Here is a 23,907-nt window from a genome sequence, read left to right as displayed (position 1 = left end):
GCGCCGGCCAGATCAGGTTCCAGAGCACTCATGGCCCTTGCCTGCCCTCCCCCACGCACGCAAAACGCCCGGCCGGGGACCCACCGAACCCCTTGAGGGCAGATCGACTGCGGGTCAAGGCCCCGATCGGCTGACGGCCCCTGCGGGCGGGGCCCCTGACCGACCCTAGGGGGTGGCCCATCCCTGAGGGGGAGCGGCCCGTCGTTCGAAGGTAGGTCCAGGGCCGGAACCGGCCTGGACCGTGGGCTGACGACCCGGCACCCGGTCAACTGTCAATGTGTCAGTTGCCGTAATTCACAGGGGTGTTGCATTCGCCCTTCGGCACGGACACGGGAAGGCGGACGGGCATGGCGGAACACGGGGGCGGAACAGGTCCGGGCGGTCGCGGGCGCACGGGGCGCCGGCGCGGCCGCCCGGCCGCGCGCCTGGTGGCGCTCGCGCTGGCGGGCGCGGGCCTGGTGGGGGTGACGGCCCCGGCGGCCGGTGCCCTCGGCACAGCGGGACCGGCCGGAGTGGTGACGATGACCGCTGCCCAGGAGCCGGCGCAGGACGCCGCCGGCCGGGGGCCGCACAAGGGCGTCGACCCCAGGGCCCTGGACGCCGCGATGCAGGCCATCGTCGACTCCGGCGGCGCCTCGGCCTCACTCGCCCGGGTCGGCGAGTACGGCCGCACCCGATGGAAGGGTGCCGCCGGTACCGCCGACTACGCGACCGGCGCCCCCGCCTCGGCGACCGGGCGGTTCCGGATCGGCAGCGTGACCAAGACCTTCGTCTCCACCGTCGTCCTCCAGCTGGTCGCCGAGGGACGGCTGGGCCTGGACGACCCGGTGGAGCGGCTGCTGCCGGGCGCGGTACCGAACGGCGCGAACATCACCCTGCGCCAGCTGCTCAACCACACCAGCGGGCTGTTCGACTACACCGAGGACCACGCCTTCGACGCCACGGCGCCCGGTTCCCTCGAACGATGGCTGGAGTCCGGCCGCTACACCCGCTGGACACCACAGCAGCTCGTCGCCCTGGCCAACAACCACCCGGCGTACTTCCCGCCCGGCAAGGGCTACCACTACTCCAACACCGATTACATCCTGGCCGGACAGATCATCGAGCGGACCACCGGCCGCACCTGGCAGCAGGAGGTGGAGCGTCGCATCATCCGCCCGCTGGGCCTGACCGGCACTTCCATGCCCGACCACGAGACGGCCGTGCCCGGCCCCCACGCGCACGGCTACTTCGACCTGCCCACCGGCCGAGTGGACGTCACCGACCTGGACCCGAGCATGGCGGGCGCGTCCGGCGCCGGGATCTCCACCACCGCCGACCTCAACACCTTCATCACCGCCCTGCTCGGCGGACGGCTACTGCCCCGGCCGCAGCTCGCCGAGATGATGACGGTCACCCCGCAGAGCCAGGGCGGATACGGCCTGGGCCTGGAGCGGACCACCAGCGACTGCGGTGAGCTCTGGGGCCACACGGGCGGCATCCCGGGCTTCAGCACCTTCCTGTACACCAGCCCCGACCTGCGCCGTCAGCTCTCCGTCTCGATGAACGGCAGTGGCCTCTCGACCCCGCTGCCCACCCGGAAGGCCTTCGAGAAGCTGGTAGACGCTGCGACCTGCACCGGCTGACCCCGCCCGGCCGGCACTGTTCCCGGACCTCAGACGTCGCCGAACTCGCCACTACGGACAGCGGTGACGAACGACTCCCAGGCCTCGGCCCGGAAGACCAGCGCCGGGCCGTAAGGGTCCTTGGAGTCACGGACGACGCCCGGGTGCGCATCATCCACCTCGATGCAGCCACCCCCGCCATTGCTATACGTACTCTTGCGCCACTTGGCGCCTGTCGACTCATGCATGGTTCAGGTCCTCCCAGACTTCGACTCAGACGTCGCCGAACTCACCGCCGCGGACGGCGGCGGCGAAGGACGCCCAGGCCTCGACGGGGAAGGCGAGGATCGGCCCGTTCGGGTCCTTGGAGTCGCGGACCCTACCCGGGCACGCGTCGTCCGCCTCGATGCAAGTGCCACCGTTGTTGCTGTGCGAGCTCTTGCGCCACACGGCACCGGCCAGGTCAACTTCCAGAGCGCTCATGGCTCTTGCCTGCCCTCCCCCAGGAACGCAAAACGCCCGGCTGGGGAACCCCCAGCCGGGCATCAGGCCGACTTCAGACCTCGCCGAACTCGCCACCGCGGACAGCAGCGACGAACGACTCCCAGGCCCCGGCCGGGAAGACTAGAGCCGGGCCCTGGGGGTCCTTCGAGTCACGAACGGGCATCAGGCCGGGGAAGCCGGAAGCCACCTCGACACACTGCCCGCCATTGCCGCTGTAGCTGCTCTTGCTCCAGCGCTACTACCGACGGGAGCAGGGCTGGCAGTTGCTGCGCGTGGCCGAACTCCCCGAGGCGAAGGTCCACCTCCTCCAGCGCCGGGCCGAGCCCGTGCGGGAACTACCGGACCTCATGTCCGGAATCGGGCTGTAAGAAGCCACCGGAGTCGACGCAGGAAGTCGGCCCCGCCGACTTCCTGCGCGCCCCGGCCGTCGCCGGAAACGGGAACGAGCCCGCCGGGTGTGCAGGCTCGTTCACCGCGGGCGGGCCGCTTCCCTTACCGGCCGTAGACCTTCCACTGCTGGGCGATGTCGCCGCTCAGGTGTTCCAGGGTGACCTTCTCGCCGAGGCCGTGCGGTTCGAGGACCTCGCCGGGGCGGTCCGCGGACTCGATGAGGACGGGCTCGGTCTGGCCCGGCTTCGCGGGCTGCAGCTTCCAGGTCTGGTTGCCGAACGCGGAGCCGCAGTCGACCAGCTTCACGGCGTCCCCTTCGCCGAAGGAGGTGACGCACGGGAAGCCCGGCCGGTTGGCCGCCCTGATCTCGTACGTACCGGGGTCCACCTCCCGGAAGATCCACTCGATGGAGTCGCCGAGGGTCACGTTGTCGCCGGGGCCCGGGTGCAGGAAGTTCCCGTACTTCTCCGACGACACCAGCGCGTTGAACTCCGTGGGCTGGGCGGAGGCCGCGGGCGCGGTGGCGGTGAGGGCGCCGGCGAACAGGCCCGCCGCGGCGACGGCCAGTGCGATCTTGCCGGTCTTCGTCATGTCGTCTTCTCTTTCACTCGATCGGTCGCAGGCGATTCCTGGGACGTCCACGAACATCCTGGACGCCGCCGGTGCCGCCGGACCGGGCGAGGCCGGGGCCCCTTGCCCTTCGCGGGTGAAACACCGCACCGGGCGTATCACCCCGGGGCCAGCCGAACGGGCGCGGTCGCATGCGGCCCACCTGCGGCAACCCGCCGTCCGAGCGAGGATGTTGACGCAGAGTGACCAACCGGGTGGCGGCCACTCCCCCCGGTCGCCCCTACGGTGTGTCGTCCTGCCCGGATTCCGGGCCGGTCAGGAACTCCGGGCCGGTCACGAACCGCTCTCGGCCGCGACGAAGGTGTACGCGCCGAGTTCGAGGAACAGGGCGTCGTGGAGCCCGGGCACGCCGGTGAGCGGGACGGCGAGTCGCCGTTCGAGCGGTCCGGCGTTGCGGGTCACCGGGTTGTAGGCGCGCAGCACGATCCGGGCGTCGCACGGGAGGGGCGTGTCGAACCGCACCACGACGGTGACCGTGCCGGAGTAGTTGGCGGGCAGCAGGATCGAGCGCGTGTACCCCTCGTCGTCGCCGGGCGGGTAGATCTGCGCCGTCAGGCTGAACGGGGCCTGCTGGTCGGTGTTGGAGAAGGTCGCGGTGCCGGCGGGCAGGTCGGTGCCGGAGATCCCGAAGACGAATCGCGTCGGGGTGTTGTTGAGGTTGCAGATGGCGAGGTTGGAGAGGACGTAGTTGGTCTGCCGGCAGGGGATGACGTCGATGTTGCGCCAGCCGACGTTGGGGTTGTACCTGACCCAGTTCAGGTAGTCGACGAGCGAGCTGAAGGTGGGCAGCGTCGCGGGCATGGGATGGGCGGGGGTGTCGACGGTGGTGATCGTGCAGTAGTGGCCGGGCGGGTTCTGGCTCGGCCAGAGGAAGGCGGACCTGCTGACGCAGATCTGCCCGGGAGGGATCTCCCTGCTGCCGCCGCGGACGGTGAACGGCACGGTGGTGCCGCCGCCCTCGGCGTTGAGCGGGGTCCACGCCCGCGGGTCCAGGAGCAGTCCGCCGGGGGCGTAGTAGAGCCTGACGTCACCGGAGGTGGGGCATCCGGTCCTGAGGTTCTTCCCGCGGACGTAGATGCGGTTGAGCCGCCCCTGCACGATGGGGTGGCTGATGCCGAGGTCGGGGCCGCCGTAGCTGGACTCCAGCAGGCCGAAGTCGAGGATGTCGCTGCCGAACGGGATGATGTCCGGGGATTCCCAGACGGGGTCGGACGTGGGGGTCTGTCCCGTGTCCTGGAAGTTGTCCCGGACCAGGATGTCGTTCCAGTTGGCGGCGGCGTTCATGGTTCCTCCCCGTGTGAACGGTGGGTGCCGGACGGCGGGACGGGCCCGGGTGCGGGTTCTTCGGCGGTGGTCCCGCCGGACGCGGGTCTTCGGGCCGAGCGCCGTACGCCGGAGGCCGGGTGCGTCGGAGGCCGTGCGTCGGAGGCCGGGTGCGTCGGAGGCCGTACGCCGTACGCCGTGCGTCGGCTCACGCGCCGTCGGACGGGCGGGCTGTCCTCGTCGGCGGCCGGTGTCCGTGGCCGCCGGAGGTGTCGGTGGGTCGGTCCTGTCGGGTCGGGACGGCGGGGTGCGCCCGTTCCGGAGGTCGCGGGTGACGGCGCAGCGAAGGCGAATCGCCACCTGGTGCGGGTTCGTGGGGAAACGTCCCGGTACAGGAAATGTATCGGGCTCGAACCACCTTGCCCAATAGGCCGGAAGAGTGAATGCGCGGCACGTACGGAAATCGGCCCCCGCCGGGCGGTGGGGGCCGATTTCCTTGCGCGGCAGGTCAGTTGTCGTTGTTGACCTTGGTGTACGCCGCGCTGTAGCCGGTCGGGCAGTACAGGGTGTCGCTGCCGTTGCCCATGTGCCAGGACCCGATGACCGTCGTCTGGTTGCCCTTGACGTTGTCGTTGTTGCAGACCAGCACCAGCTGCCAGTGGTTCTTCGTGGCGGTGGTCTGACAGCTCACCGATCCCCAGTTCGTGCCCTGGGTGGTGCTGCAGTACGAGGTCGCCGACGCCCCCGGAGCCGCCATCACCCCGGCTGCCACCAGCAGTGCCGCACCGGTCCCCAGAGCCGCAATCCGTCGCATGGCCTTCTCCTTCGTCGTGTCTCGGACAACGTTGCGGTCAGCATGCCGGGTTCGTGATCGGTTGTATCCACCGGCGACACGAATGGCCGAGACGGGCCCCTGCGGACAGTGCGATGATCTTTCGTTGAACACGGGTCAGAAAGTGAGCACAGACATGCAACCGACGTTCGTACTGGTCCACGGAGCTTTCGCGAACTCCTTCTCCTTCGCGCCGCTCCAGGCCGAACTCGGCCTCTTGGGGCACCGTTCCGTCGCCGTCGACCTGCCCGGGCACGGGTTCGCCGCGACGTACCCGCGCGCCTACCAGGCGCCGCAGGACCTCGAGGGGCTCGCCGCCGCGCCGGGGGCCATCAAGGGCGTGACGCTCGGCGACAACGTCGCGCACCTGGTCGGGATACTGGAGCGGGCCAAGCGCAACGGGCCCGTCGTCCTGGTCTCCCACAGCCGCGGCGGCCTGACGGCCACCGTCGCGGCCAACCGGCGGCCCGACCTGATCGACCGCATCGTCTACGTGTCCGCCTGGGCCCCCGTCGCCCTCGACGTCGGCGCCTACTACGCCGAGCCCGAGATGGCCTCGGTCGACGCCGCGGGGATGGCGGCGGCGATGGTCGGGAACCCTGCCGAACTGGGGCTGCTGCGCTCCAACTTCCGCACCGCCGACCCCTCCGTCCTCGCGGCGTTCAAGGCGGCCTTCCTCGCCGACGGGACGGACGACGAGTTCCTGGTCCTCCTCAACACCTTCCAGCCCGACGAGAACCTCGACGCCGGCACGCCCGAGGACCGGGCGCAGGCCGGCACCTGGGGGCGGATCCCCCGGACGTACGTGCGGCTGACCGAGGACGCCGGCATACCGCTCGCCATGCAGGACCGGATGATCCGCGAGGGCGACGAACTGACGCCGGAGAACCGGTACGACGTCCGCACGCTCACCGGCAGCCACCTGAAGTGGCTGGTCGACCCGGCGCCGGCGGCCCGCGTCCTGGCGGAGGTCGCCGCGCTGCTGCCCGCCGGATGACCTGGCGGCGCTTGACCGGGCGGCGCTTCTACCTGACGGTGTGCTTGACCTGACGGCGCTTGACCTGACGGCGCTGCCGAACACGCGCGGGCGCCCGGCCGGGGGGAGGAAGTCCCGGCCGGGCGCCCGTCGGTCAGGCCCGTCGGTCAGGCCCGTCAGTCAGGGGTCAGGGCGCTCAGAGGCCCCTGATCGTCCAGTACACGGCGGCGTTGTTGCCGCTGCCCCCGCTCTGCGCGAACCCGAACATCGGGTCGGAACCCGCGGTGTCGTAGCCGTTGCTGCCGACGTACGGGTTGTTCCAGTGGAGCTGGACGCGCTTGCCGTTGAGCCCCGGGTTCCCGCAGTTGGCCGCGTCGTAGATGACGTGGCCCTCGGTCCCGGTCATGAAGCCGTTGCTCTCGGACTGCCAGCGTCCGGTCTTTCCGTCGCTGATGATGGGGTCCGGAGCCGTCGTCCAGATGCCGTGGTCCAGCCAGTTGCTCTGCAGGCGCAGTTCGCAGCCCGTCCAGTTGACCACCAGGACCTCCGTGCTGCGCGCCGCGCTCAGCAGCTGCGTCTGCTCCTGGGCGGGCTGCTGCTGAGCGGTGGCCGCGCCGGCCGGGGCGGCCGCCGTGAACAGCGCGGCGGCGACGCCGGCCGCGGCCAGGGTCGCTCGGACCAGGGACTTCCGCTGTGCCATCGGGTGTTCCTCTCGCTCTGGGACCGCGTCGGTGCGGTCTCCTGCTCGAAGCCTCGGACGCTCCCGTCGACAGATGGTCGACAGTCTGTTGACAGGTGATGGACAAGCGGCCGGTGGGGCCCGGATGAGCCGCCCTGACCAGGGGCGATGCGGCCGGTAAAATGCCCCGGGGGATTTTTCGCGGGTGGAGGGGGACGGCCGGTGGGTGGTTTACGGTTCGCGGTGCTGGGGCCGCTGCGGGGGTGGCGGGACGGCGGTGAGCTGGCGCTCGGCTCACCGCAGCAGCGGAGCCTGCTGCTCGCGCTGCTGCTGAGGGCCAACCACCCCGTGTCGGCCGGCCAGCTCGTCGACGACCTGTGGGGCGAGGAGCCGCCCGCCAAGCCGTCCGCCGTGATCCGCACCTACGTCCACCGCCTGCGCCGCGTCCTGGGGCCCGACGCGCCGAGCACGCTCAGCGGCGGCTACCTGCTCACGGTGGACGCCGGGGCGCTGGACACCCACCGCCTCGAGGAGCTCGTCGGCGAGGCGAAGGCGCTGCGCGCCGCCGGGGAGCACGCCGGCGCCGCCGCCACGCTCCGCTCGGCGCTGGCCCTGTGGCAGGGCGAGCCGATGGCCGCGCTGCCCGGCCCGTACGCGGAGCGGCAGCGCGGGGAGTGGGCCGAACGCCGGGTGACCGTCCTGGAGTCGTGCCTGGAGGCCGAGGTCGAGGCCGGGCCGTCCGGCGAGGTCGTCGCCGAACTGACCGCGGTCACGGCCGAACACCCGCTGCGGGAACGGTTCTGCGAACTGCTGATGCTCGCCCTCTACCGCACCGGTCGGCAGGCCGAGGCCCTGGGCGCGTACCGTGCCACGGACCGGCGGCTGCGCGAGCAGCTCGGCGTCAGCGCCGGGCCCGGTCTGCGCGAGCTGCAGCGCCGGATCCTGGCGGCCGACGCCGCCCTCCTGGCGCCCGCGCCGCCCCGGCCCGCCGCCACCACCGGCACCGCCACCGCGGCGACCGCGACCGCCACCGGTGCCGCCACCGCGCCCCGCCCGCCGTACCGGGCGCCCGTGCGGCCGACCCAGGTCCCCGCCGACCTCGCCGACTTCACCGGCCGCGAGGCGCAGACCGAGGCGCTGCGGGCCGTCCTGCTCGCCCCCCGCACCGTGCCCGTGGCGGTCGTGGCGGGTCTGGGCGGCGTGGGCAAGACGGCGCTGGCCGTGCACGTCGCGCACGGGCTGGCCGCCGACTTCCCCGACGGCCAGCTCTACCTCGACCTGCACGGGGCCGACGGCCGCCCGACCCGGCCCGAGGAGGTGCTGGGCGTCTTCCTGCGCTCCCTCGGCGTGCCGGCCGACGGGCTGGCCTCCGGGCTCGCCGAACGCTCCGCCCAGTTCCGCTCGCTGCTCTCCGAGCGGCGCGTGCTCGTCGTCCTCGACAACGCCCGGGACGCCGAGCAGATCAGGCCGCTGATGCCCGGGCGGCCCGGCTGCGCCGTCCTCGTCACCAGCCGGGCCCGGCTCGGTTCGCTGCCCAACGCGCAGGTCGTCGAGCTGACCGCGTTCGCCCCTCGGGAGGCCCTCGGCCTGCTCGGCCAGGTGATCGGCGAGCAGCGGCTGCGGGCCGAGCAGGACACGGCGGCGGAACTCGTCCGGCTCTGCGGCCACCTCCCGCTGGCCGTGCGCATCCTCGCCGCGCGCCTGGCCTGCCGGCCCGGCTGGGCCATGGAGCGGCTGCTCGACAAGCTGTCCGGGAACCTCCGCCGGCTGGACGTGCTGCGCGCCGGGGACCTCGCCGTCGAGCCGGCGTTCCGCTTCGGCTACGACCAGCTGACGCCCGAACAGGCCCGTGCCTTCCGGCTGTTGGCGGTGCCGGAGGTGCCCGACCTGTCGCCGGGCGCGGTCGCGGCGGTGCTCGGCGTGCCCGAGCACGAGGCCGAGGAGCTGGCCGAGTCGCTGGTCGACTGCTCGATGCTGGAGACGGCGCCGCCGGACCGCTACCGGTACCACGACCTGCTGCGCTCCTTCGCCCAGCGGCTCGCCCCGGAGGCGGAGGCGAACGGGCAGGCGCGGGGCGAGGAGGACCGCCCGGCGGCCGTGCTCACCCGCCTGGTGGCCCGTCAGCACGCGGAGACCGTCGCGGCGCTCGGCCCGTCCGCGGCCCGCGCCGCCCTGCCCGAGGCCGGGGCCGGCGCCGGCCCCCGCGCGGTGGCACCGCCCGGCGGCGTCGACTACCAGGGCGTCGGCGCGCTGGTCGGCCAGTACGCCGGGCTCCCCGACCCGCCCCGGCTCGACCTGGCGGCCGAACTGCTGCTCGGCTGCAGCCTGTTGTGCGAGACCGGGCAGGCCACCCGGCCGCTCGGGCACGCGGCCAAGGTCCTGCTCCAGGCCGCCGTCCGGGCGGGCGACCGGACGGCCGAGGTCAGGGCCAGGCTGGTACTCGGACGGCTGCTGACCGAGGTCGGCTCCGAGCCCGCCGCCCTCGCCGAGCTGCTCAGGACCCGCGACCTGTGCACCGCCGACGGCCTGCCGGGGCCGCTGCTCGCCCTGGCCCACGCCGCGCTGGGCGCCCTGTTCGTCCAGGTCGGCCGGCCGGGCGACGCGCTCGGCGGCTTCACGGCGGCGATCTCGGTCTGGGAGCGGCTCGGCGACCAGCGCTCGGTGGCGGCCGAACTACTCAACCTGGCAGGCGCGTTCACCGAACTCGGCCGGTACGACGCGGCGGTGCGCGTGGTCGACCAGTCCCTGCTGATCTGCCACCGGCTCGCCGACTACGAGCTGCAGGCGCTCGCCCTGGACTCGCTGGGGACGATCGCCCACGACCGCGGCGAGTTCGAGCAGGCCCTGCGCCACCACCGCAACGCCCTGTCCCTGCTGCGGCCGGACGACCGGCGCCGTACGGGCCGTACCCTGCTGCGGCTCACCGAGTCGCTGCGCGCCGTGGGCCGCGGCGAGGAGGCGGTGGCGGCGGCCGGGCGGGCGGTGGAGGTGCTGACCCTCGACGGCGACCGCCGGGGGCGGGGGCTGGCGCTGGCGGCGCTCGGCGACGCGCTCGCCGAGAGCGGCACCGCACCGGACGAGGCCCTGGCGCGCCGGTCGGAGGCCTACGACATTCTGGCCTCCATCGGCTCCCCCGAGGCCAACCGGCTGCGCGCCCTGATCAGCCCCGGCGGGCCCGTCGTGCGGCCGCGCCGGCAGTGGCCGTCCTGGCTCCCGGCGTGACCCGCCGCCGGCCCGGCCGGCGGTCGGCGGCCGGCAGCGGGCTCAGCGGCGGTCGGCGGTCGGCGGTCGGCGGCGGCTCAGCGGCGGCTCAGCTGATCGTCCACAGCTGGTTCTGAGCGCCGGTGCAGTCCGCCCCGTGGGTGCCCACGCCGATGCCCTCGGACGTCAGGCACAGCCGGGTGCCGACGTTGTAGATCCGGTAGCCGCCCGGGACCGGCTCGATGTCCCAGACCTGGTTCCAGACGGCCGGCGGGCTCGACCAGATCTGCACCTGCCTGCTCGTGCGGTCCTGGTCCAGCACCTTGGTGAAGTTGCTGGAGGCGTTGCGCAGGTAGTACATCCCCTCGGCGATCTTGTCCAGCCGCCACAGCTGCGCCGAGGTGCCGTTGACGACGTAGGTGCCGACCATGTTGCCGTCCACGTCCGCGGACTGGTAGTTGTCCAACGCGCCGTTGGCACCGGCGATCTGCGCCACGGCGGGCAGCTGCGGCCTCGGCTGCGCCGTGGGCGGCACGGACGGCGGCGGCGTCCCGGTCGCGGTCGCGGTCGCGGTGGGCGGGGCCGGTTCGCCGGTCGCGGGCCGGTCCGGGGCGGAGGGGCTCGGCGCGGGCGGAACGGGGTTCTGACCGGCGGCGGGTGCGGCCGGGGGCGGGACGGGGCTCCGGCCGGGTACGGCGGGAGCCGGGGCGGCGGGCAGGGCGGCGAGCGGGACGGTGGGCGGGGCGGCGAGGGGCGACCCGGTGGGCGTTTCGGGCCCGGCGGCGGGTGCGGGGCTCTGGCCCTCTCCGGCCGACGGTGCGGGGGCCGCCTGCTGGGCGCTCGGGCGGGCCGCCTCCACCAGCGCGACCGGCTCCGGCACCGGGGGCTGGGCGACGGCGACGTGCGGCGCCCGGCCGGGCCGCACCACCGTGGCCCCGGCGGCCCCGGCCACGCACAGCAGGGTCAGCGCCGTCAGCCCGGCCAGCGTCCGCAGGCGGCGTCCGGCCCGCGGCGCGCGTACGACGGCAGGCCGGGTCCGGGCCTGGGTCCGGTCCGGAACCGGCGCGGGCGAGGGCGTCCCCTCGACCGCCCCCTCGATCGCCGCGAGGGCGCGCCGCACCGCCGTGGCCATCGTCGCCGCGTCCGGCCAGCGCTCGCCCGGCTCCTTGGCCATCGCCCGCTCGACCAGCGCCCACACCGGCGCGGGCACGTCCCCGGGCAGCGGCGGCACGGGCTCCGTCAGGTGCTTGAGGATCACTTCGAGGGCGGTCTCCCCCTCGTACGGGAGGTGGCCGGCCAGGCACTCGTAGAGGACCACGCCGAGCGCGTAGAGGTCGGCGGAGGCGGTGACCGTCCCGGTGGAGGCCTGTTCCGGCGCCTGGTAGGCGGCGGTGCCCAGCACCATCCCCGGGACGGTGAGCCGGGCGTCGCAGGCGGGCCGGGCGATGCCGAAGTCCGCGATCACCGTCCGGTCGCCGCGGACCATCAGGTTGGCCGGTTTGATGTCCCGGTGGACCACCCCGGACTCGTGCGCGGCCTCCAGCGCCTCCAGCACCTGCAGGGCCATCCGCAGGGCCTGCGCCGCCGGCAGGGCGCCGCGGTGTTCCAGGACGGCGCTCAACGGCTGGCCGTCGATCAGTTCCATGACCAGGTAGCCGACCGGGCGCCGCCCGGCCGTGCCCGAGTACCCCTCGCCGTGCCCGCCGTCCTGCCCGCCGTCGTGCCCGTAGTCGTACACGCCGACGATGCCCGGGTGCCGCAGCTGCGCCATGACGCGGGCCTCGGCGTGGAAGCGCTCGGCGAAGCCGGGTTCGTCCAGCAGCGCGGGCTTCACCACCTTGATCGCCACCCGGCGGCCGAGGACCTCGTCCTCGGCGAGCCACACGTCGCCCATCGACCCGCCGCCCAGCCAGTCCACCAGCCGGTAGCGGTCGGCGAGCACGGTGCCGCGCATGCTTCTCCCTGAATCGATGAACCGAGGAACCGATGCCGAGGGCCGGAGCGGATCCGGGTGCGGGCCCCGTCCCCCGGGCGCGCCCTGGGCCCGTGGCACACTCCGAGGATCATGGCACTGGCATAACGAATTACTGACTGACCATCATAGGAATCACGCTCAACTCCGGCCATCAGCGGCCCGCAGGCCCGGACCGTGGACGGTCCGGGCCTGCGGTCATTGCCGATGGTTCGTCACAGTTTGGCGCACTGGCCGCCCTTCGGGCCGCCGACGGTGTTGGCGAGGCCGCCGTCGACCGGGGCCGGGGTGTTGCCGGAGCAGTCCAGCGGGCCGCGCACGGTGGTGCCGGCCAGCAGGGTGGCGCCCCGGTTGAGGGCGAGGTGCAGCGGGCCGGCGACCGTGGTGCGCAGGAGTGCCGTGCTGCCGGTGGTGCCGCTGACGGCGACCGGGCCCCCGACCGTGGTGTCGCTCAGCAGCACGGTGCCCGCGCCGCGGGCGGAGAGCGGGCCGCCCACGGTGGAGTCGACGGCCACCAGGGACGCGCCGGGCCGGACCAGGACCGGGCCGTCGATGCCGGCGCCCTGGAGGCAGGTGACGCCCGAGGTGACGGCGAGCGAGGAGTGCTTGCCGCGCACGGTGGTGGTGCAGGCGGTCTCCGGGCCGACGGTGAGCGGCTGTTCGGCCTTCACCCCGCCGACGGTGACGCTCAGCGTCCCGGTGCCGGGGCGCAGCCCGGTCAGGGTGGCGGTGGCGGGGTCGTAGGCGGCGACGGCGGTGCGCGGGGCGCTCGCGGCGGTGCCGATGTGGACGTCGGCGCCGCCCCACTGGGCGGTGACGGGCCAGGCGACGGGTACGGTGCGTCCGCCGTCCTGGGTGAAGGTGGCGTGGACGGGGGCGGTTTCGAGCAGGCCGAGTGCGGTGGGGGCCTTGAGGTCGACGGTGTCGGCGCGGGCGTGGACTTCGGCGCGCAGCCAGGCGGTGGTGTCGTCGGCGGGGGCGTAGGGGTCGGTGACGCGGCCGGCGGCGGGGTCGATGCCGAGCATCGTCCAGCCGGTGAAGCCGCCGCGGTCGGGTTCGGCGGCGGGGCCCTTGCCGGAGTTGCCGTTGATCAGGTGCGGGACGCCGTCGATGCTCTGGGCGTGGAAGGCGCCGACGTGGCCGGTGACCATGGCGGCGGACTTGCCGCGGGTGCGGAGGTCGGCGAGCCACTGTTCGACGAGGGCGGCTTCCTTGCGGTCGCCGAGTCGGCTGCCCTGGTCGGGCAGGGGGTCGCGGGTGGGGTGGTGTTCGAAGAGCAGCAGGCCGGTGACGGACGGGTCCTGGGCGGCGCCGTCGAGGGCGGAGCGCAGGGTGGCGATCTGGTCGAAGCCGCCGGCGCGCAGGGTGCCGAGGGAGCTGTCGAGGGTGATGAAGCGGGTGCCCTTGACGTCGAAGACCCGGGTGGTGTCGCCGAAGGCGGCCTTGAAGTTGTCGATGGTGCCGGGGCCCATGACCTCGTGGTTGCCGGGCACGTAGTGCCAGGGGACGGTGTGGCCGGTGAGCTGGTCGAACTCGTCGAGGAGGGTGCGGGCGAGGGCGAAGTCGGCGGGGCGGCCTCGTCGACGAAGTCGCCGTCGATGACGAGCAGTTCGGGTTGGGCGGCGGCGATGTCGCGCAGGGTGCGGCGGGCGGCCTGGACGATGTCGCTGTCGGGGTCGCGGGCGACGAACTGGGCGTCGGACATGACGGCGACGCGCAGCGGGCGGTGGTCGACGGTGCCGTGGGTGAGCACGACGGGGTCGGTGACGCGTGGCCGGGCGGGCAGTTCGACGTCGGGGGCGACGGCGCAGGGCTGGCCGGGAACAGTGGCCCCGGTCGCAGGCTTGAGGTCCACAGCGCGCGGGCACCGGCCCGCGGCTGAGCAGGACGGCAGGTGCTCGGGATGGCGCCTTCTGGGCCCCGGAGGCGTCATGGGAAGCTCCGCGGTCACCCCTGGCTTGGCCTGGAGAGAGAAACGGATATCCCGCCTACCGGGCCTGCGGGTGGGCAGATAGCCGCCGAGACAATATGACTTCTTGGCAGGGTCACCGGCCGCATGGTCACATGCATGGGCGCTAATCTGTGATTGTGACGGCCACCCACGTGAAGCGGGCATTCAAGTTTCGCTTCTATCCGACCGATACACAGGCAGTCGAGCTGTCGCGCACGTTCGGGTGCGTGCGGAAGGTCTACAACATGGCGTTGCAGGCCCGCACGGAAGCCTGGACGCTGCACCGGGAACGGGTCGACTACAACGTCACCTCGGCGATGCTGACTGCGTGGAAGAAGACCGAGGAATTGGCTTACCTGTGCGAGGTGTCCAGCGTCCCACTACAGCAAGCGCTCAGGCACTTGCAGGGAGCTTTCGTCAACTTCTGGCAGAAGCAGGCCAAGTACCCGACGTTCAAATCCCGGAAGAAGTCCCGCAATTCCGCCGAGTACACCAGCTCGGCGTTTCGGTTCCGAGACGGGCAGCTCACACTGGCAAAAATGAGCCAGCCGCTGGCTATCGTGTGGTCCAGGCCGTTACCCCAGGGCGCACAACCGTCCACAGTGACCGTGTCACAGGACCGCGCTGGACGCTGGTTCGTCGCCCTGCTGTGTGACGACCGGCCCGTGATGCCCGAGCCGATCAACAGAGCGGTGGGCATTGATGCCGGGCTGATCTCCGTGGTGACGCTTTCCAGCGGAGAGAAGGTCTCCAACCCAAGGCACGAACGCAGGGACCGCGAACGCCTCGCCAGGGCCCAACGGAATCTATCCCGTAAGGCCAAGGGCAACGGGGCGAACCGGGCCAAGGCCCGCATCAAGGTGGCCAGGATCCACGCAAGGATCGCCGACCGGCGCAGGGACGTCCTGCACAAGCTCACCACTCGACTCGTTCGTGAGAACCAAACGATCGTGATCGAGGACCTGACCGTCCGGAACATGCTCAAGAACCGGACACTTGCCCGCGCCATCGCAGACGCGGGCTGGGCCGAACTGCGGTCCATGCTGAGGTACAAAGCCGACTGGTACGGCAGGGACTTGGTCGTTGTGGACCGCTGGTTCCCCTCGTCCGGGCTCTGCTCGGCCTGCGGCGTCCTGCAGGGCAGGATGCCGCTGAACGTTCGTGAGTGGACGTGTGGCTGCGGTGCGACCCATGATCGGGATGTCAACGCAGCGAGAAACATCCTGGCCGCCGGGCTGGCGGTTGCAGCCTGTGGAGACGGTGTAAGACCTCAACGGAACAATCCGGGCGGGCGGTCGTCAGTGAAGCAGGAAGTCGTCCCACCGCAGCGCTCACGCGCAGCGGCTCATCCGCGAGGCTGAGGGGAACCCGTGCCCACCAGGGCAGGGGATGTCAAGTCGAAATAGTCGCCGTTGATCGCGGCGACGGCTCCGGCGCCGCGGGCCATGTCGGTGACGGTCCGGCGGGTGGTCACCTTTCCGGAGGACAGGTAGTCGACGCTCAGGCCCTCGGTGTCCAGGTCAGCGACGAGGACCTTGCCGCGGATCCAGCCGGCGGCGGCGAGGCGGTCGAAGGCGGTCATGGTCAGGCCGGGGGCGATGGGGGTGACCTCGCGGCAGGTGACCACGGACTCCCCGGGGCGGTCCAGGACCGGGCCGGGGTCGGTGGCGTGGGGCCGGGTGCCGGCCGCGGTGGGGGCCGTCGTGCCGGCCGTCGTGGGAGCCGGGGCGGGGGCGGGGGCGGCCCGGGCGGGGGTGGCGAGGCCGGACAGGCCGGCGGCCAGGGCGGTGGTCAGGGCGAGCGCGCCCAGGGCGCGGCGGCCACGGGTGCAGGCGTCGGTGCGGACGTCGGTGTGGGCGGGTGGGGGTGGCATACGGCGTTCTCCTCGTACGGCGGCGGGCTGGGCGCTTCCGGCGGCGTGCGGGGCGCCGGGTGTCGTCGTTCGCCCGCGGACGGTGCGGCCCGGGGGCGGGTCCTCCCGGGCCGCGGGCAGTCAACCGTGCACGGACGACCTCCGGTCCACGGCCTGGTGAACCGTCCCGCTCGGCGCCGCGAACAGGCTGCCGGATCCGGCGGTAAAGCTGACGTACCGCCACAGAGCGGGCGGCAGTTCGCCCCTGCCCGTTTGCGGCCTGCCCGTTTGCCCCTGCCCGTTTGCCCCTGCCCCTGGGGCAGGGGGCACAGTGGCGGGCGTGCAGGAGGACATGATCACCATCGGCGAACTCGCCGCCAGAACCAGGCTCAGCCTCAAGGCCCTGCGGCTCTACGGCGCGCGGGGGCTGTTGCCGCCCGCCCTGGTCGACCCGCGCACCGGGGTGCGCCGCTACGGCCCGGCGCAGGTCGAGCGGGCCCGGCGCATCGCGCTGCTGCGCGCCGCCGGGCTGCCGCTGGCGCGGATCCCGGCGGTACTGGACGCCGACGGCGACGCCGACGAGGGCCCGGGCGACGGCGCGGGCGCGGCCGAGCAGGCGGGCGCGGCCGAGCGGGTGCTGCTGGCGTACTGGCGGGAGCGGGAGGCCGAGCACGCGGCCCGCCGGGAGGCGGTGGGCTACGCCCGAGAGGTCCTGACCGGAAGGAGCACCACCATGTTCGAGATCGCCGAGCGCGACGTGCCCGAGCAGCACGTCCTGTTCGTCCGGCGGCACGTGGACGCCGCCGCGCTGCCCGGCTTCCTCGCCGAGGCCGGCGAGTCGCTGCTCGGGCGGCTGCGGGAGGTGGACGCGTGCCTGTCCGGGCCGCTGTTCGCGGTGTTCCACGGCCTGGTGGGCGAGGACTGCGACGCCCTGGTCGAGGTCTGCGCCCCCACCCCGAACGCCGTCGGCCCGCACGGCCCGTTCGGGGTGCGCATCGAGCCCGCGCACCGCGAGGCGTACACCGCCCTGCCCCGGCGGGGCTTCGCCGCGATGGCCGCCGCCCACGACGCGGTGGGCGCCTGGGTCGCCGCCCGCGGGTACCGGCGGGGCGGGCCGAACCGGGAGGTGTACTACCCGAACTGGGCGAGTGCCGGGCCGGAGGAGCACGTCGCGGACGTCGCCGTGCCGCTGGCGGGCCGGTAGACACCCGACCACCGTACGGATTTCTGGACTTGTGGGTCCATTTTCGGCTGCCTACCGTGCCGTGCACCCCCTCCCGAACGAGCCCCGTACAGAAAGGTGTCGGCCCATGCACGCGATCCGGATCGAGGAGCACGGCGGCCCCGAGGTCATGCGCTGGACCGAGCTGCCGGACCCGGTCCCCGGCCCCGGCGAGGCGCTGGTGCGCCTGGGCGCGGCCGGCGTCAACTACATGGACGTCGGCGCCCGCGCCGAGGGCGGCCCGGGCTGGGCGGCGCCGGCCGTGCTCGGCGCCGAGGGCATGGGCTACGTCACCGCCCTCGGCGCGGGGGTGGGCGGCCTGGCCGTCGGCGACCGGGTGGCCTGGTTCTACCACCCGGGCAGCTACGCCGAGTTGCTCGCCGTCCCGGCCGCCTCGCTGGTCAAGGTGCCCGACGGGGTGCCGGACGAGGTCGCGGGCGGCCTGCTGATGCAGGGCCTGACCGCGAGCCACCTGAGCACCGAGACCTACCCGATCGCCCCGGGCGACACCGCGGTGGTGCACGCGGCGGCGGGCGGCGTCGGGCGGCTGCTCACCCAGCTGGTCAAGGCCCGCGGCGGCGACGTCATCGGCCTGGTCTCCCGCGAGGAGAAGGCCGCCGTCGCGAAGGAGGCCGGCGCCGACCACGTGCTGGTCCACTCCGGCGGCGGCTTCGAGGACCGGATCAGGGAGCTGACCGGCGGGCGCGGGGCCGACGTCGTCTACGACGGCGGCGGCGGCGACACCTTCCGCTCCTCCCAGCTGGCCCTGCGCCCGCACGGGGTGCACGCCTACTACGGCCCGTTCATGGGCGTGCCCGAGCTGCGGCCCACCGACCTGCCGAACAGCATCCTGCTGACGTACCCGGTGGTGCACCACCACGTCCCCACCCGCGAGGCGCTGGTACGGCGCGCCGGCGAGCTGTTCGACCTCGTCCTGGCGGGCGGGCTCACCGCGCAGGTCACCGGCCGCTACCCGCTGGCCGAGGCCGCCCGGGCGCACGCGGACCTGGAGTCCCGGCGCACCACCGGCAAGCTGGTCCTGCTGCCGTGAGCGCCCTCGCGAGCACGGTGAAGGAGCACGTTCCGCCGACCCGCAAGGGCGCCGCGACCAGGCAGCGCATCATCGAGGGCGCCGCGCGGGAGATCCGCGCGGAGGGCGTGTTCGCGCTGCGCCTGGAGGACGTGATGGCCCGCACCGCCACCAGCAAGAGCCAGCTGTTCCACTACTTCCCCGGCGGGAAGGACGAGCTGCTGCTGGCCGTGGCCCGCTTCGAGGCGGCCCGGGTCCTCGACGACCAGCAGCCGGAACTGGGCTCCCTCACCTCCCCGGAGGCCTGGCGGCAGTGGCGCGACAAGGTCCTCGCCCGCTACCGCGCCCAGGGCGTCGGCTGCCCGCTGCACGTGGCCCTGTCCCAGTTGGGCACCGCCACCGGCGCGGGCCGCACGGTGGCCGCCGAACTGCTGGGGCAGTGGCAGCGCCGGCTCGCCGCGGGCATCAGGCACCTGCAGGCCGGCAGGGTGGCCGCCGCCGGGCTGGACGCCGAACGGGAGGCGGCGGCGCTGCTGGCCGGGATCCAGGGCGGGGTGCTGATCCTGATGACCACCGGCTCCACCGACCACCTGGAGGCGGCGCTGGACTCGGGCCTCGCCCGGCTCGGGATCACGTCCTGACGGGAAGCTGACCGGGAGCTGACGGCGGGGCGCGTGCGAGCGCTCCGGAGGTGACGCAGCGGGGTCGTCTCCATACGGACGGACACCGCCCGGATGTGCAATGGGCCACATTCCCGGGCCTCTTGGGGCTTCGAGTGACCAGGGTCACGCCCGGCGCGCGTTCGAGGCCCGCGGCGGCGCCTCGTCCCGGCAGGACTGGGCGGGCGGCGATCCGGCACGGGCGAAGGGCCTGTCCGCTTCGGGACCTTGGTCGTGAATCCCCTCGACCTTCGGCCCGGTGGCGGCACCGCGGGGGCCGGGCAACCGTGGACGGTCGCCCGTTGTGACCGGGCGATGGCGCCGTCCGACGTGGGCGGCGTCTTCCCCTGCCGTCTACCCGGCGCACGGTGCGCGGTCGCGCGCCGTACGCTCCGGAGGACCCCAAGCACATGTCCCAGACCATCGACAACGCCCCGTATACCGCGTTCCACCGCAGGCTGGCCCTCGCCTGCTCAGGCGGACCCCTGCTCGACGGCTACATCCTGAGCATCGTCGGCGTCGCCCTGATCGGGATGCGCCCGGACCTCGGACTGTCCACCGCCGAGGTCAGCCTGATCGGCGCCGCCGCCCTGGTCGGAATGTTCGTCGGCGGCGCGCTCTTCGGCGTGCTGACCGACAAGATCGGCCGGGAGGTGATGTACACCGCCGACCTGCTCGTGATGGTCGCCTGCTCGGTGCTCTCCTTCTGGGTGGACGCGGTGTGGGCGATCGCCGTGCTGCGCTTCGTGCTCGGCCTGGCCGTGGCCGCCGACTACCCCATCGCCACCTCGCTGCTCGCCGAGTGGCTGCCCACCAAGCACCGCGGCCGGCTGCTCGGCAAGCAGATCATCGCCTGGTACGCCGGCTCCGTGCTCGCCTACGTGGTGGGCTACCTCTTCCTGGAGCTGGCCGGGCCGGGCAGCTGGCGGTGGATGCTGGCGAGCTCCACGGTGCTGTGCGTGGTGTTCCTGGTGATCCGGCGCGGCTCCCCGGAGTCGCCGCGCTGGCTGGCCGCCAACGGACGGGTCGGCGACGCGGTGCGCGTGGTCGAGAAGCACCTGGGCGTGCGCGTGGACGGCCGGGAACTGATGCCCGACCCGGCCGAGCGCGGCCGCCCCGCCGGACTGCGCCTGCTGATGACCCAGCCCTACCGGCGCCGCACCCTGTTCTGCGGCCTGTTCTTCCTGTGCCAGGTCGGCCCGCTGTTCGCGATGCTCACCTTCGGCCCGCAGATCCTCTCCTCCTTCGGCATGCCCGGCGGCACCGTGATGGAGACCCTCGGCACCGGCCTGATCAGCATGGTCTTCCTGCTCGGCTGCTACCCGGCGCTGCGCCTGATCGACACCCGCGGGCGCCGGCCCGTCATCATCTGGTCCTTCGCGCTGATGACCGTCCCGCTGGCGCTGCTGGGCGTGTGGCCCACCGCCCCGGCCGCCGTCGCGCTGCTGGCGCTGTGCGCGTACGCCTTCCTGTGCGGCGGGCCGAACGTGCTCGACTGGACGTACCCCAACGAGCTGTTCCCGACCGAGATCCGGGCCACCGCGGTGGGCGTCGCCACCTCGGTCAGCCGGATCGGCGCGGCCGTCGGCACCTACCTGCTGCCGCTGTCGCTGACCGGGCTGGGCACCGGCCCGACCATGCTGATCGCGGCCGGGACCACGGCGGTCGGACTGCTGGTCTGCGTCATGTGGGCCGAGGAGACCCGGGGCACCGCCCTCGGCGCCTCCCCCGCCGGCGCGGCCGCGGGTGCCGCGGGTGCGCCGCGCGCCGCCCGGGGCGCCGTCCCGAGCCAGCGCGTCCCGCAGACGGCGCGCTGACGGCCGGCTGACTGCTCGTACGGCATCGACGGCGCCGCCCGGTTCCCCGGGCGGCGCCGTCCGGCGTCCCGGGGCGCCGACTCCCGCCCCACCCCGGGCCCCCTCCGGAGAGCGCGCCAACGGCAGCGCCACCCGACCCCACCGGCGCGCCAACTCCCGCACCCGGACGCCGAATCCACCACCCACCTCCCGCCACCCCACACACCTCGGGCAGCAAACGCCCGGCCACCACCCGACCCCACAGGCGCGCCAACTCCCGCACCCGGCCACCGAACCCACCACCCACCTCCCGCCACCCCACACACCTCGGGCAGCAAGCACCCGCACCACCACCCGACCCCACCGGGCGCGCGCCAACTCATGCTCCCCGCAAACGTTCCAGGGTGGCGCGGTAGGCCCCCCACTCGATGCCCGAGCCGCAGGGGTGGGGCGTGAGGGGGTCGTCGCGCTCGACGCCGGCGGGCAGTCGGCCGGTGACGGGGGTGACCAGGCGTCTGCCGTGGTGGGCGAGGTGCGTCCAGAAGCCGACGGCGAGCGGCGCGACGGCCACGCCCGCGGGTATGGGCCAGGGCTCGCCGGTCTGCGGGTGCCGCGGCACCACCGCGATGTCCGGGAGGGGGTCGGGCAGGAGCAGGCCCGGTCCGGCCAGGGCCGCCCGCTTCACCGGCCGCTCGGCCGCGCGCTCGGCCGATCGCCCCGGCGGGAGCAGCCGGTCGTACGGGGCTCGGCGGGCGGCGGCGAGGGGGCCGCGGATGGCGTCCGCGAGGGGGCCGTCGGGGAGGATGACAGGCGAGCCGTCCGCGGCGGCGACCAGGTGGGCGAGCGTCACGGCCGATTCCATCTCCCAGCGCGGGTCCCAGCGCCCCGTCGGGTCCGCCGGCTCGGTGGCGCACCACCACTGGGTGAGCGCGGCCCAGTCGGCGGCCGGACGGGCGGGGCCCGCGGGGACGGGGCGTACCGCGTCCGGCTCCAGCCAGGTGGCCTGCCACAGGGAGCAGGCGTCGAGCCGGGTCGCCACCTTTGCGCCGCAGCCGGCGCAGGTGGCGTTCGGGCCGTTGCGGCTGTCGATGCCGCAGCAGGCGCCGGGTTCGCTCCGCTGGACGAGGACGGTGCCGTAGGCGTCCCCGGGGGCGATGACGATCGAGCGGGCGGGCGGGCCTGGCGGGATGCTCGTCGACGGCGTAGGTGCCCGATTCCATCAGGACGGGCATGGGATGGCCGTTGCCGTAGGAGAAGCCCGCGTAGACGGGGTACGGGACCCGCGACAGCGGCGCGGTCAGCGCGTGTCCGCACCGCCCGCACTCGAAGACCTCCATGCACTCCCCTGTCCCGGCGCCGGGGGCGGTTGGGGCGGCGCCGGTGGGCGAGTATCGCGGGCCCGGCGGGCCGGGGCCAACGGGTTTTCCGTCGGCCCCGGGCCCCGCCGCCTCGCCCTGTCAGGCCAGGTCGCCGCGTTCGCGCAGCAGTGGCAGGAGGTGGTCGCGGACGGCGGGGGCCAGGCGCAGGGTGTCGTCGCGGCCGTCGGTCCAGCGCAGGTCGGCGAGTTCGGCGGCGGGGACGGGCTCGCGGTCCAGGGTGGCGGTGAAGACGGTCATCAGCATGGGCACGCCTTCGAGGGCGGCGGTGGCGCGGATGTCGGTGAGGTGGCGGGGGTCGACCGGGGCCGCGCCGAGTTCCTCGCCCAGTTCGCGGGCCAGTGCCTGGAGGGCGTCCTCGCCGGGGTCGGGCTTGCCGCCGGGCAGGTAGAAGACCTCGGGGGCGGCCTGCTTGCTGACGACCAGGAGCCGGCCTTCCTGGATGATCGCGGCGGCGGCGACGGTGAGCGGGGCGGTCGGGGCGTCCGGGGTGCTGGTGGCTGCGGAGTCGATCATGGGATTGATTCTCGCAGGTGGGAGGTGGTGCCGACGGAGCACCCTTGCAGATCTCTGCGCGCGCAATTATTGTCTGCGAATGTAAGTGCAGCTGCAAAAGTTGCATGCACTCCCCTTCGCACTGGCGCCGACCCCATCGGGAGTCCGACATGAGCACCTCCCTCTTCGCCCCGTTCACCCTGCGGTCCCTGACCGTCCCCAACCGGATCTGGATGCCGGCGATGTGCCAGTACAGCGCCGTCCCGGACGGGGACGCGGCCGGTGTCCCGACCGACTGGCACTTCGCCCACCTCGCGGCCCGCGCCGCCGGCGGCACCGGGCTGATCATCACCGAGGCCACCGCGGTCAGCCCCGAGGGGCGCATCACCCCGTACGACCTCGGCATCTGGAACGACGAGCAGGTCGCGGCCTTCCGCCGGATCACCTCCTTCCTGAAGAGCCAGGGCACCGTCCCGGCGATCCAGCTCGCCCACGCCGGCCGCAAGGGATCCACCGAGCGCACCTGGGTCGACCGCGGGCGTCCCGTCACCCCGGGCGAGGAGCACGGCTGGACCCCGGTCGGCCCCAGCGCCGAGGCCTTCTCCCCCGCCCACACCACGCCGGACGAGCTGACCGAGGAACAGATCGGCGCGACCGTCCGGCAGTTCGCCGACGCCGCCCGGCGCGCGCTCGACGCGGGCTTCCAGGTCGCCGAGGTCCACGGCGCCCACGGCTACCTGGTGCACCAGTTCCTCTCCCCCGCGGCCAACCACCGCACCGACGGCTACGGCGGCTCCTTCGAGGGGCGCATCCGCTTCGCGCTGGAGGTCGTCGACGCCGTCCGCTCGGTGTGGCCCGAGGACCTGCCGGTCTTCTTCCGCGTCTCCGCGACCGACTGGATCACCGAGAACCCGCAGGACGGCCGGGAGGGATGGACCTCGCAGGACACCGTCCGCCTCGCCAAGGAGCTCCAGGCCCACGGCGTCGACCTGCTCGACGTCTCCACCGGCGGCATCGTCCCCGACGCCAAGGTCGAGGCCGGGCCCGGCTATCAGGTGCCCTTCGCCGAGGCCGTGCGCCGCGCGACCGACCTGCCGGTCGCCACCGTCGGCCTGATCACCGGCCCCGCCCAGGCCCAGGCCATCCTCACCGAAGGCCGCGCCGACGCCGTCCTGATCGGCCGCGAACTGCTCCGCAACCCCTACTGGGCCCGCCACGCCGCCACCACCCTCGACACCAAGGTCCCCACCCCCGCCCCGTACCACCTCGCCTGACCCCCGCAAGCCCCCGGAGCAGGAGGCCGACCACCTCGGCTTCCTGCTCCCCGGGGCCACACCAACCGCCCCACCCCGCACAGAAAGTCGGGCCCGCCGACTTCCCACTCCACCGCGCGCGGGAACCGGCCCTCCCCGCACGGGGCGCAGCCTCACCAACCACCCGACCCCGCACAGGAAGTCGGGCCCGCCGACTTCCCA

At 73.8% G+C, this 23,907-nt stretch carries 22 protein-coding genes; 10 read left to right on the top strand and 12 right to left on the bottom strand.

What is annotated here, in order from left to right; translation table 11 throughout:
* Nucleotides 1-521: 521 nt before the first annotated feature.
* Nucleotides 522-1,625 (top strand): serine hydrolase domain-containing protein, encoded by a 1,104-nt coding sequence (locus ACZ5OX_RS28140; RefSeq protein ID WP_465633938.1) that lies wholly within the window; start codon nucleotides 522-524, stop codon nucleotides 1,623-1,625.
* Between the two features lie 29 nt (nucleotides 1,626-1,654).
* Here the strand turns inward: ACZ5OX_RS28140 and ACZ5OX_RS28135 are convergent, their stop codons facing one another.
* From ACZ5OX_RS28135 to ACZ5OX_RS28125, 3 genes are all read right to left on the bottom strand, one after another.
* A complete protein-coding gene (locus ACZ5OX_RS28135) occupies nucleotides 1,655-1,852 on the bottom strand; it encodes a DUF397 domain-containing protein (protein ID WP_465633936.1) in 198 nt (65 codons plus the stop codon).
* A gap of 25 nt (nucleotides 1,853-1,877) precedes the next feature.
* Nucleotides 1,878-2,087 (bottom strand): DUF397 domain-containing protein, encoded by a 210-nt coding sequence (locus tag ACZ5OX_RS28130; protein ID WP_465633935.1) that lies wholly within the window; start codon nucleotides 2,085-2,087, stop codon nucleotides 1,878-1,880.
* Between the two features lie 73 nt (nucleotides 2,088-2,160).
* Nucleotides 2,161-2,295 (bottom strand): DUF397 domain-containing protein, encoded by a 135-nt coding sequence (locus ACZ5OX_RS28125; RefSeq protein WP_465633933.1) that lies wholly within the window; start codon nucleotides 2,293-2,295, stop codon nucleotides 2,161-2,163.
* 37 nt (nucleotides 2,296-2,332) lie between these two features.
* On the opposite strand from ACZ5OX_RS28125, the gene ACZ5OX_RS28120 reads away from it, so the two are divergent.
* Nucleotides 2,333-2,476, top strand: coding sequence for a hypothetical protein (locus ACZ5OX_RS28120; protein ID WP_465633932.1), 144 nt, complete (start codon nucleotides 2,333-2,335; stop codon nucleotides 2,474-2,476).
* A gap of 124 nt (nucleotides 2,477-2,600) precedes the next feature.
* On the opposite strand, the gene ACZ5OX_RS28115 is transcribed toward ACZ5OX_RS28120, so the two are convergent.
* The 3 genes from ACZ5OX_RS28115 to ACZ5OX_RS28105 form a co-directional block, all read right to left on the bottom strand.
* Nucleotides 2,601-3,089, bottom strand: coding sequence for an RICIN domain-containing protein (locus tag ACZ5OX_RS28115; RefSeq protein ID WP_465633930.1), 489 nt, complete (start codon nucleotides 3,087-3,089; stop codon nucleotides 2,601-2,603).
* A 312-nt stretch (nucleotides 3,090-3,401) separates the two neighbouring features.
* The gene (locus ACZ5OX_RS28110) at nucleotides 3,402-4,412 is read right to left on the bottom strand and encodes a hypothetical protein (protein WP_465633928.1); all 1,011 of its coding nucleotides are present in this window, start codon (nucleotides 4,410-4,412) and stop codon (nucleotides 3,402-3,404) included.
* Nucleotides 4,413-4,899: 487 nt separating this feature from the next.
* Nucleotides 4,900-5,205, bottom strand: a complete 306-nt coding sequence (locus ACZ5OX_RS28105; RefSeq protein WP_402404128.1) for a hypothetical protein — start codon at nucleotides 5,203-5,205, stop codon at nucleotides 4,900-4,902.
* A gap of 154 nt (nucleotides 5,206-5,359) precedes the next feature.
* Between ACZ5OX_RS28105 and ACZ5OX_RS28100 the strand changes: the two genes are divergently transcribed.
* Entirely contained in the window at nucleotides 5,360-6,220 is an 861-nt protein-coding gene (locus tag ACZ5OX_RS28100) for an alpha/beta fold hydrolase (RefSeq protein WP_465633926.1), read from the top strand.
* Between the two features lie 175 nt (nucleotides 6,221-6,395).
* On the opposite strand, the gene ACZ5OX_RS28095 is transcribed toward ACZ5OX_RS28100, so the two are convergent.
* Nucleotides 6,396-6,899 (bottom strand): hypothetical protein, encoded by a 504-nt coding sequence (locus ACZ5OX_RS28095; RefSeq protein WP_465633924.1) that lies wholly within the window; start codon nucleotides 6,897-6,899, stop codon nucleotides 6,396-6,398.
* Nucleotides 6,900-7,100: 201 nt separating this feature from the next.
* Here ACZ5OX_RS28095 and ACZ5OX_RS28090 point away from each other — a divergent pair, with 201 nt between their 5' ends.
* A complete protein-coding gene (locus ACZ5OX_RS28090) occupies nucleotides 7,101-10,100 on the top strand; it encodes an AfsR/SARP family transcriptional regulator (RefSeq protein WP_465633922.1) in 3,000 nt (999 codons plus the stop codon).
* 88 nt (nucleotides 10,101-10,188) lie between these two features.
* On the opposite strand, the gene ACZ5OX_RS28085 is transcribed toward ACZ5OX_RS28090, so the two are convergent.
* The gene (locus tag ACZ5OX_RS28085) at nucleotides 10,189-12,033 is read right to left on the bottom strand and encodes a serine/threonine protein kinase (RefSeq protein WP_465633921.1); all 1,845 of its coding nucleotides are present in this window, start codon (nucleotides 12,031-12,033) and stop codon (nucleotides 10,189-10,191) included.
* Between the two features lie 233 nt (nucleotides 12,034-12,266).
* Entirely contained in the window at nucleotides 12,267-13,544 is a 1,278-nt protein-coding gene (locus ACZ5OX_RS28080; RefSeq protein ID WP_465633919.1) for a metallophosphoesterase family protein, read from the bottom strand.
* 595 nt (nucleotides 13,545-14,139) lie between these two features.
* Between ACZ5OX_RS28080 and ACZ5OX_RS28075 the strand changes: the two genes are divergently transcribed.
* Nucleotides 14,140-15,363: an RNA-guided endonuclease InsQ/TnpB family protein gene (locus ACZ5OX_RS28075; RefSeq protein ID WP_465633918.1), complete on the top strand. Its 1,224-nt coding sequence runs from the start codon at nucleotides 14,140-14,142 to the stop codon at nucleotides 15,361-15,363.
* Here ACZ5OX_RS28075 and ACZ5OX_RS28070 read toward each other — a convergent pair.
* On the bottom strand, nucleotides 15,348-15,875 hold the full coding sequence (locus ACZ5OX_RS28070; protein ID WP_465633916.1) for a hypothetical protein: 528 nt from the start codon (nucleotides 15,873-15,875) through the stop codon (nucleotides 15,348-15,350). The two genes, ACZ5OX_RS28075 and ACZ5OX_RS28070, sit on opposite strands and share 16 nt — an antisense overlap.
* Nucleotides 15,876-16,194: 319 nt before the next feature.
* Here ACZ5OX_RS28070 and ACZ5OX_RS28065 point away from each other — a divergent pair, with 319 nt between their 5' ends.
* From ACZ5OX_RS28065 to ACZ5OX_RS28050, 4 genes are all read left to right on the top strand, one after another.
* Nucleotides 16,195-17,058, top strand: coding sequence for a MerR family transcriptional regulator (locus tag ACZ5OX_RS28065; protein ID WP_465633915.1), 864 nt, complete (start codon nucleotides 16,195-16,197; stop codon nucleotides 17,056-17,058).
* A 106-nt stretch (nucleotides 17,059-17,164) separates the two neighbouring features.
* Nucleotides 17,165-18,127: a quinone oxidoreductase family protein gene (locus ACZ5OX_RS28060; RefSeq protein WP_465633914.1), complete on the top strand. Its 963-nt coding sequence runs from the start codon at nucleotides 17,165-17,167 to the stop codon at nucleotides 18,125-18,127.
* Nucleotides 18,124-18,747 (top strand): TetR/AcrR family transcriptional regulator, encoded by a 624-nt coding sequence (locus ACZ5OX_RS28055; protein ID WP_465633913.1) that lies wholly within the window; start codon nucleotides 18,124-18,126, stop codon nucleotides 18,745-18,747. Before ACZ5OX_RS28060 ends, ACZ5OX_RS28055 begins: the two co-directional genes overlap by 4 nt.
* Nucleotides 18,748-19,175: 428 nt before the next feature.
* Nucleotides 19,176-20,582 (top strand): MFS transporter, encoded by a 1,407-nt coding sequence (locus ACZ5OX_RS28050; RefSeq protein WP_465633911.1) that lies wholly within the window; start codon nucleotides 19,176-19,178, stop codon nucleotides 20,580-20,582.
* A gap of 358 nt (nucleotides 20,583-20,940) precedes the next feature.
* Here ACZ5OX_RS28050 and ACZ5OX_RS28045 read toward each other — a convergent pair whose 3' ends face one another.
* Nucleotides 20,941-21,600 (bottom strand): hypothetical protein, encoded by a 660-nt coding sequence (locus tag ACZ5OX_RS28045; RefSeq protein ID WP_465633909.1) that lies wholly within the window; start codon nucleotides 21,598-21,600, stop codon nucleotides 20,941-20,943.
* Between the two features lie 418 nt (nucleotides 21,601-22,018).
* The gene (locus ACZ5OX_RS28040; protein WP_465633907.1) at nucleotides 22,019-22,453 is read right to left on the bottom strand and encodes an NUDIX hydrolase; all 435 of its coding nucleotides are present in this window, start codon (nucleotides 22,451-22,453) and stop codon (nucleotides 22,019-22,021) included.
* Nucleotides 22,454-22,602: 149 nt separating this feature from the next.
* Here ACZ5OX_RS28040 and ACZ5OX_RS28035 point away from each other — a divergent pair, with 149 nt between their 5' ends.
* On the top strand, nucleotides 22,603-23,706 hold the full coding sequence (locus tag ACZ5OX_RS28035) for an NADH:flavin oxidoreductase/NADH oxidase (protein ID WP_465633906.1): 1,104 nt from the start codon (nucleotides 22,603-22,605) through the stop codon (nucleotides 23,704-23,706).
* Nucleotides 23,707-23,907 lie beyond the last annotated feature (201 nt).

Source organism: Kitasatospora sp. NPDC032121 (genome assembly GCF_055580145.1).
Note: the sequence above shows the minus strand (reverse complement) of the source record. Positions and strands in the feature narration are given on the sequence as shown.

What these genes read in the sequence shown, in the direction of transcription:
- ACZ5OX_RS28140 (WP_465633938.1), top strand. Translation starts at nt 522, where the DNA reads ATGACCGCTGCCCAGGAGCCGGCGCAGGACGCCGCCGGCCGGGGGCCG.
- ACZ5OX_RS28135 (WP_465633936.1), bottom strand. Translation starts at nt 1,852, where the DNA reads ATGCATGAGTCGACAGGCGCCAAGTGGCGCAAGAGTACGTATAGCAAT.
- ACZ5OX_RS28130 (WP_465633935.1), bottom strand. Translation starts at nt 2,087, where the DNA reads ATGAGCGCTCTGGAAGTTGACCTGGCCGGTGCCGTGTGGCGCAAGAGC.
- ACZ5OX_RS28115 (WP_465633930.1), bottom strand. Translation starts at nt 3,089, where the DNA reads ATGACGAAGACCGGCAAGATCGCACTGGCCGTCGCCGCGGCGGGCCTG.
- ACZ5OX_RS28110 (WP_465633928.1), bottom strand. Translation starts at nt 4,412, where the DNA reads ATGAACGCCGCCGCCAACTGGAACGACATCCTGGTCCGGGACAACTTC.
- ACZ5OX_RS28105 (WP_402404128.1), bottom strand. Translation starts at nt 5,205, where the DNA reads ATGCGACGGATTGCGGCTCTGGGGACCGGTGCGGCACTGCTGGTGGCA.
- ACZ5OX_RS28100 (WP_465633926.1), top strand. Translation starts at nt 5,360, where the DNA reads ATGCAACCGACGTTCGTACTGGTCCACGGAGCTTTCGCGAACTCCTTC.
- ACZ5OX_RS28095 (WP_465633924.1), bottom strand. Translation starts at nt 6,899, where the DNA reads ATGGCACAGCGGAAGTCCCTGGTCCGAGCGACCCTGGCCGCGGCCGGC.
- ACZ5OX_RS28085 (WP_465633921.1), bottom strand. Translation starts at nt 12,033, where the DNA reads ATGCGCGGCACCGTGCTCGCCGACCGCTACCGGCTGGTGGACTGGCTG.
- ACZ5OX_RS28070 (WP_465633916.1), bottom strand. Translation starts at nt 15,875, where the DNA reads ATGCCACCCCCACCCGCCCACACCGACGTCCGCACCGACGCCTGCACC.
- ACZ5OX_RS28060 (WP_465633914.1), top strand. Translation starts at nt 17,165, where the DNA reads ATGCACGCGATCCGGATCGAGGAGCACGGCGGCCCCGAGGTCATGCGC.
- ACZ5OX_RS28050 (WP_465633911.1), top strand. Translation starts at nt 19,176, where the DNA reads ATGTCCCAGACCATCGACAACGCCCCGTATACCGCGTTCCACCGCAGG.
- ACZ5OX_RS28040 (WP_465633907.1), bottom strand. Translation starts at nt 22,453, where the DNA reads ATGATCGACTCCGCAGCCACCAGCACCCCGGACGCCCCGACCGCCCCG.
- ACZ5OX_RS28035 (WP_465633906.1), top strand. Translation starts at nt 22,603, where the DNA reads ATGAGCACCTCCCTCTTCGCCCCGTTCACCCTGCGGTCCCTGACCGTC.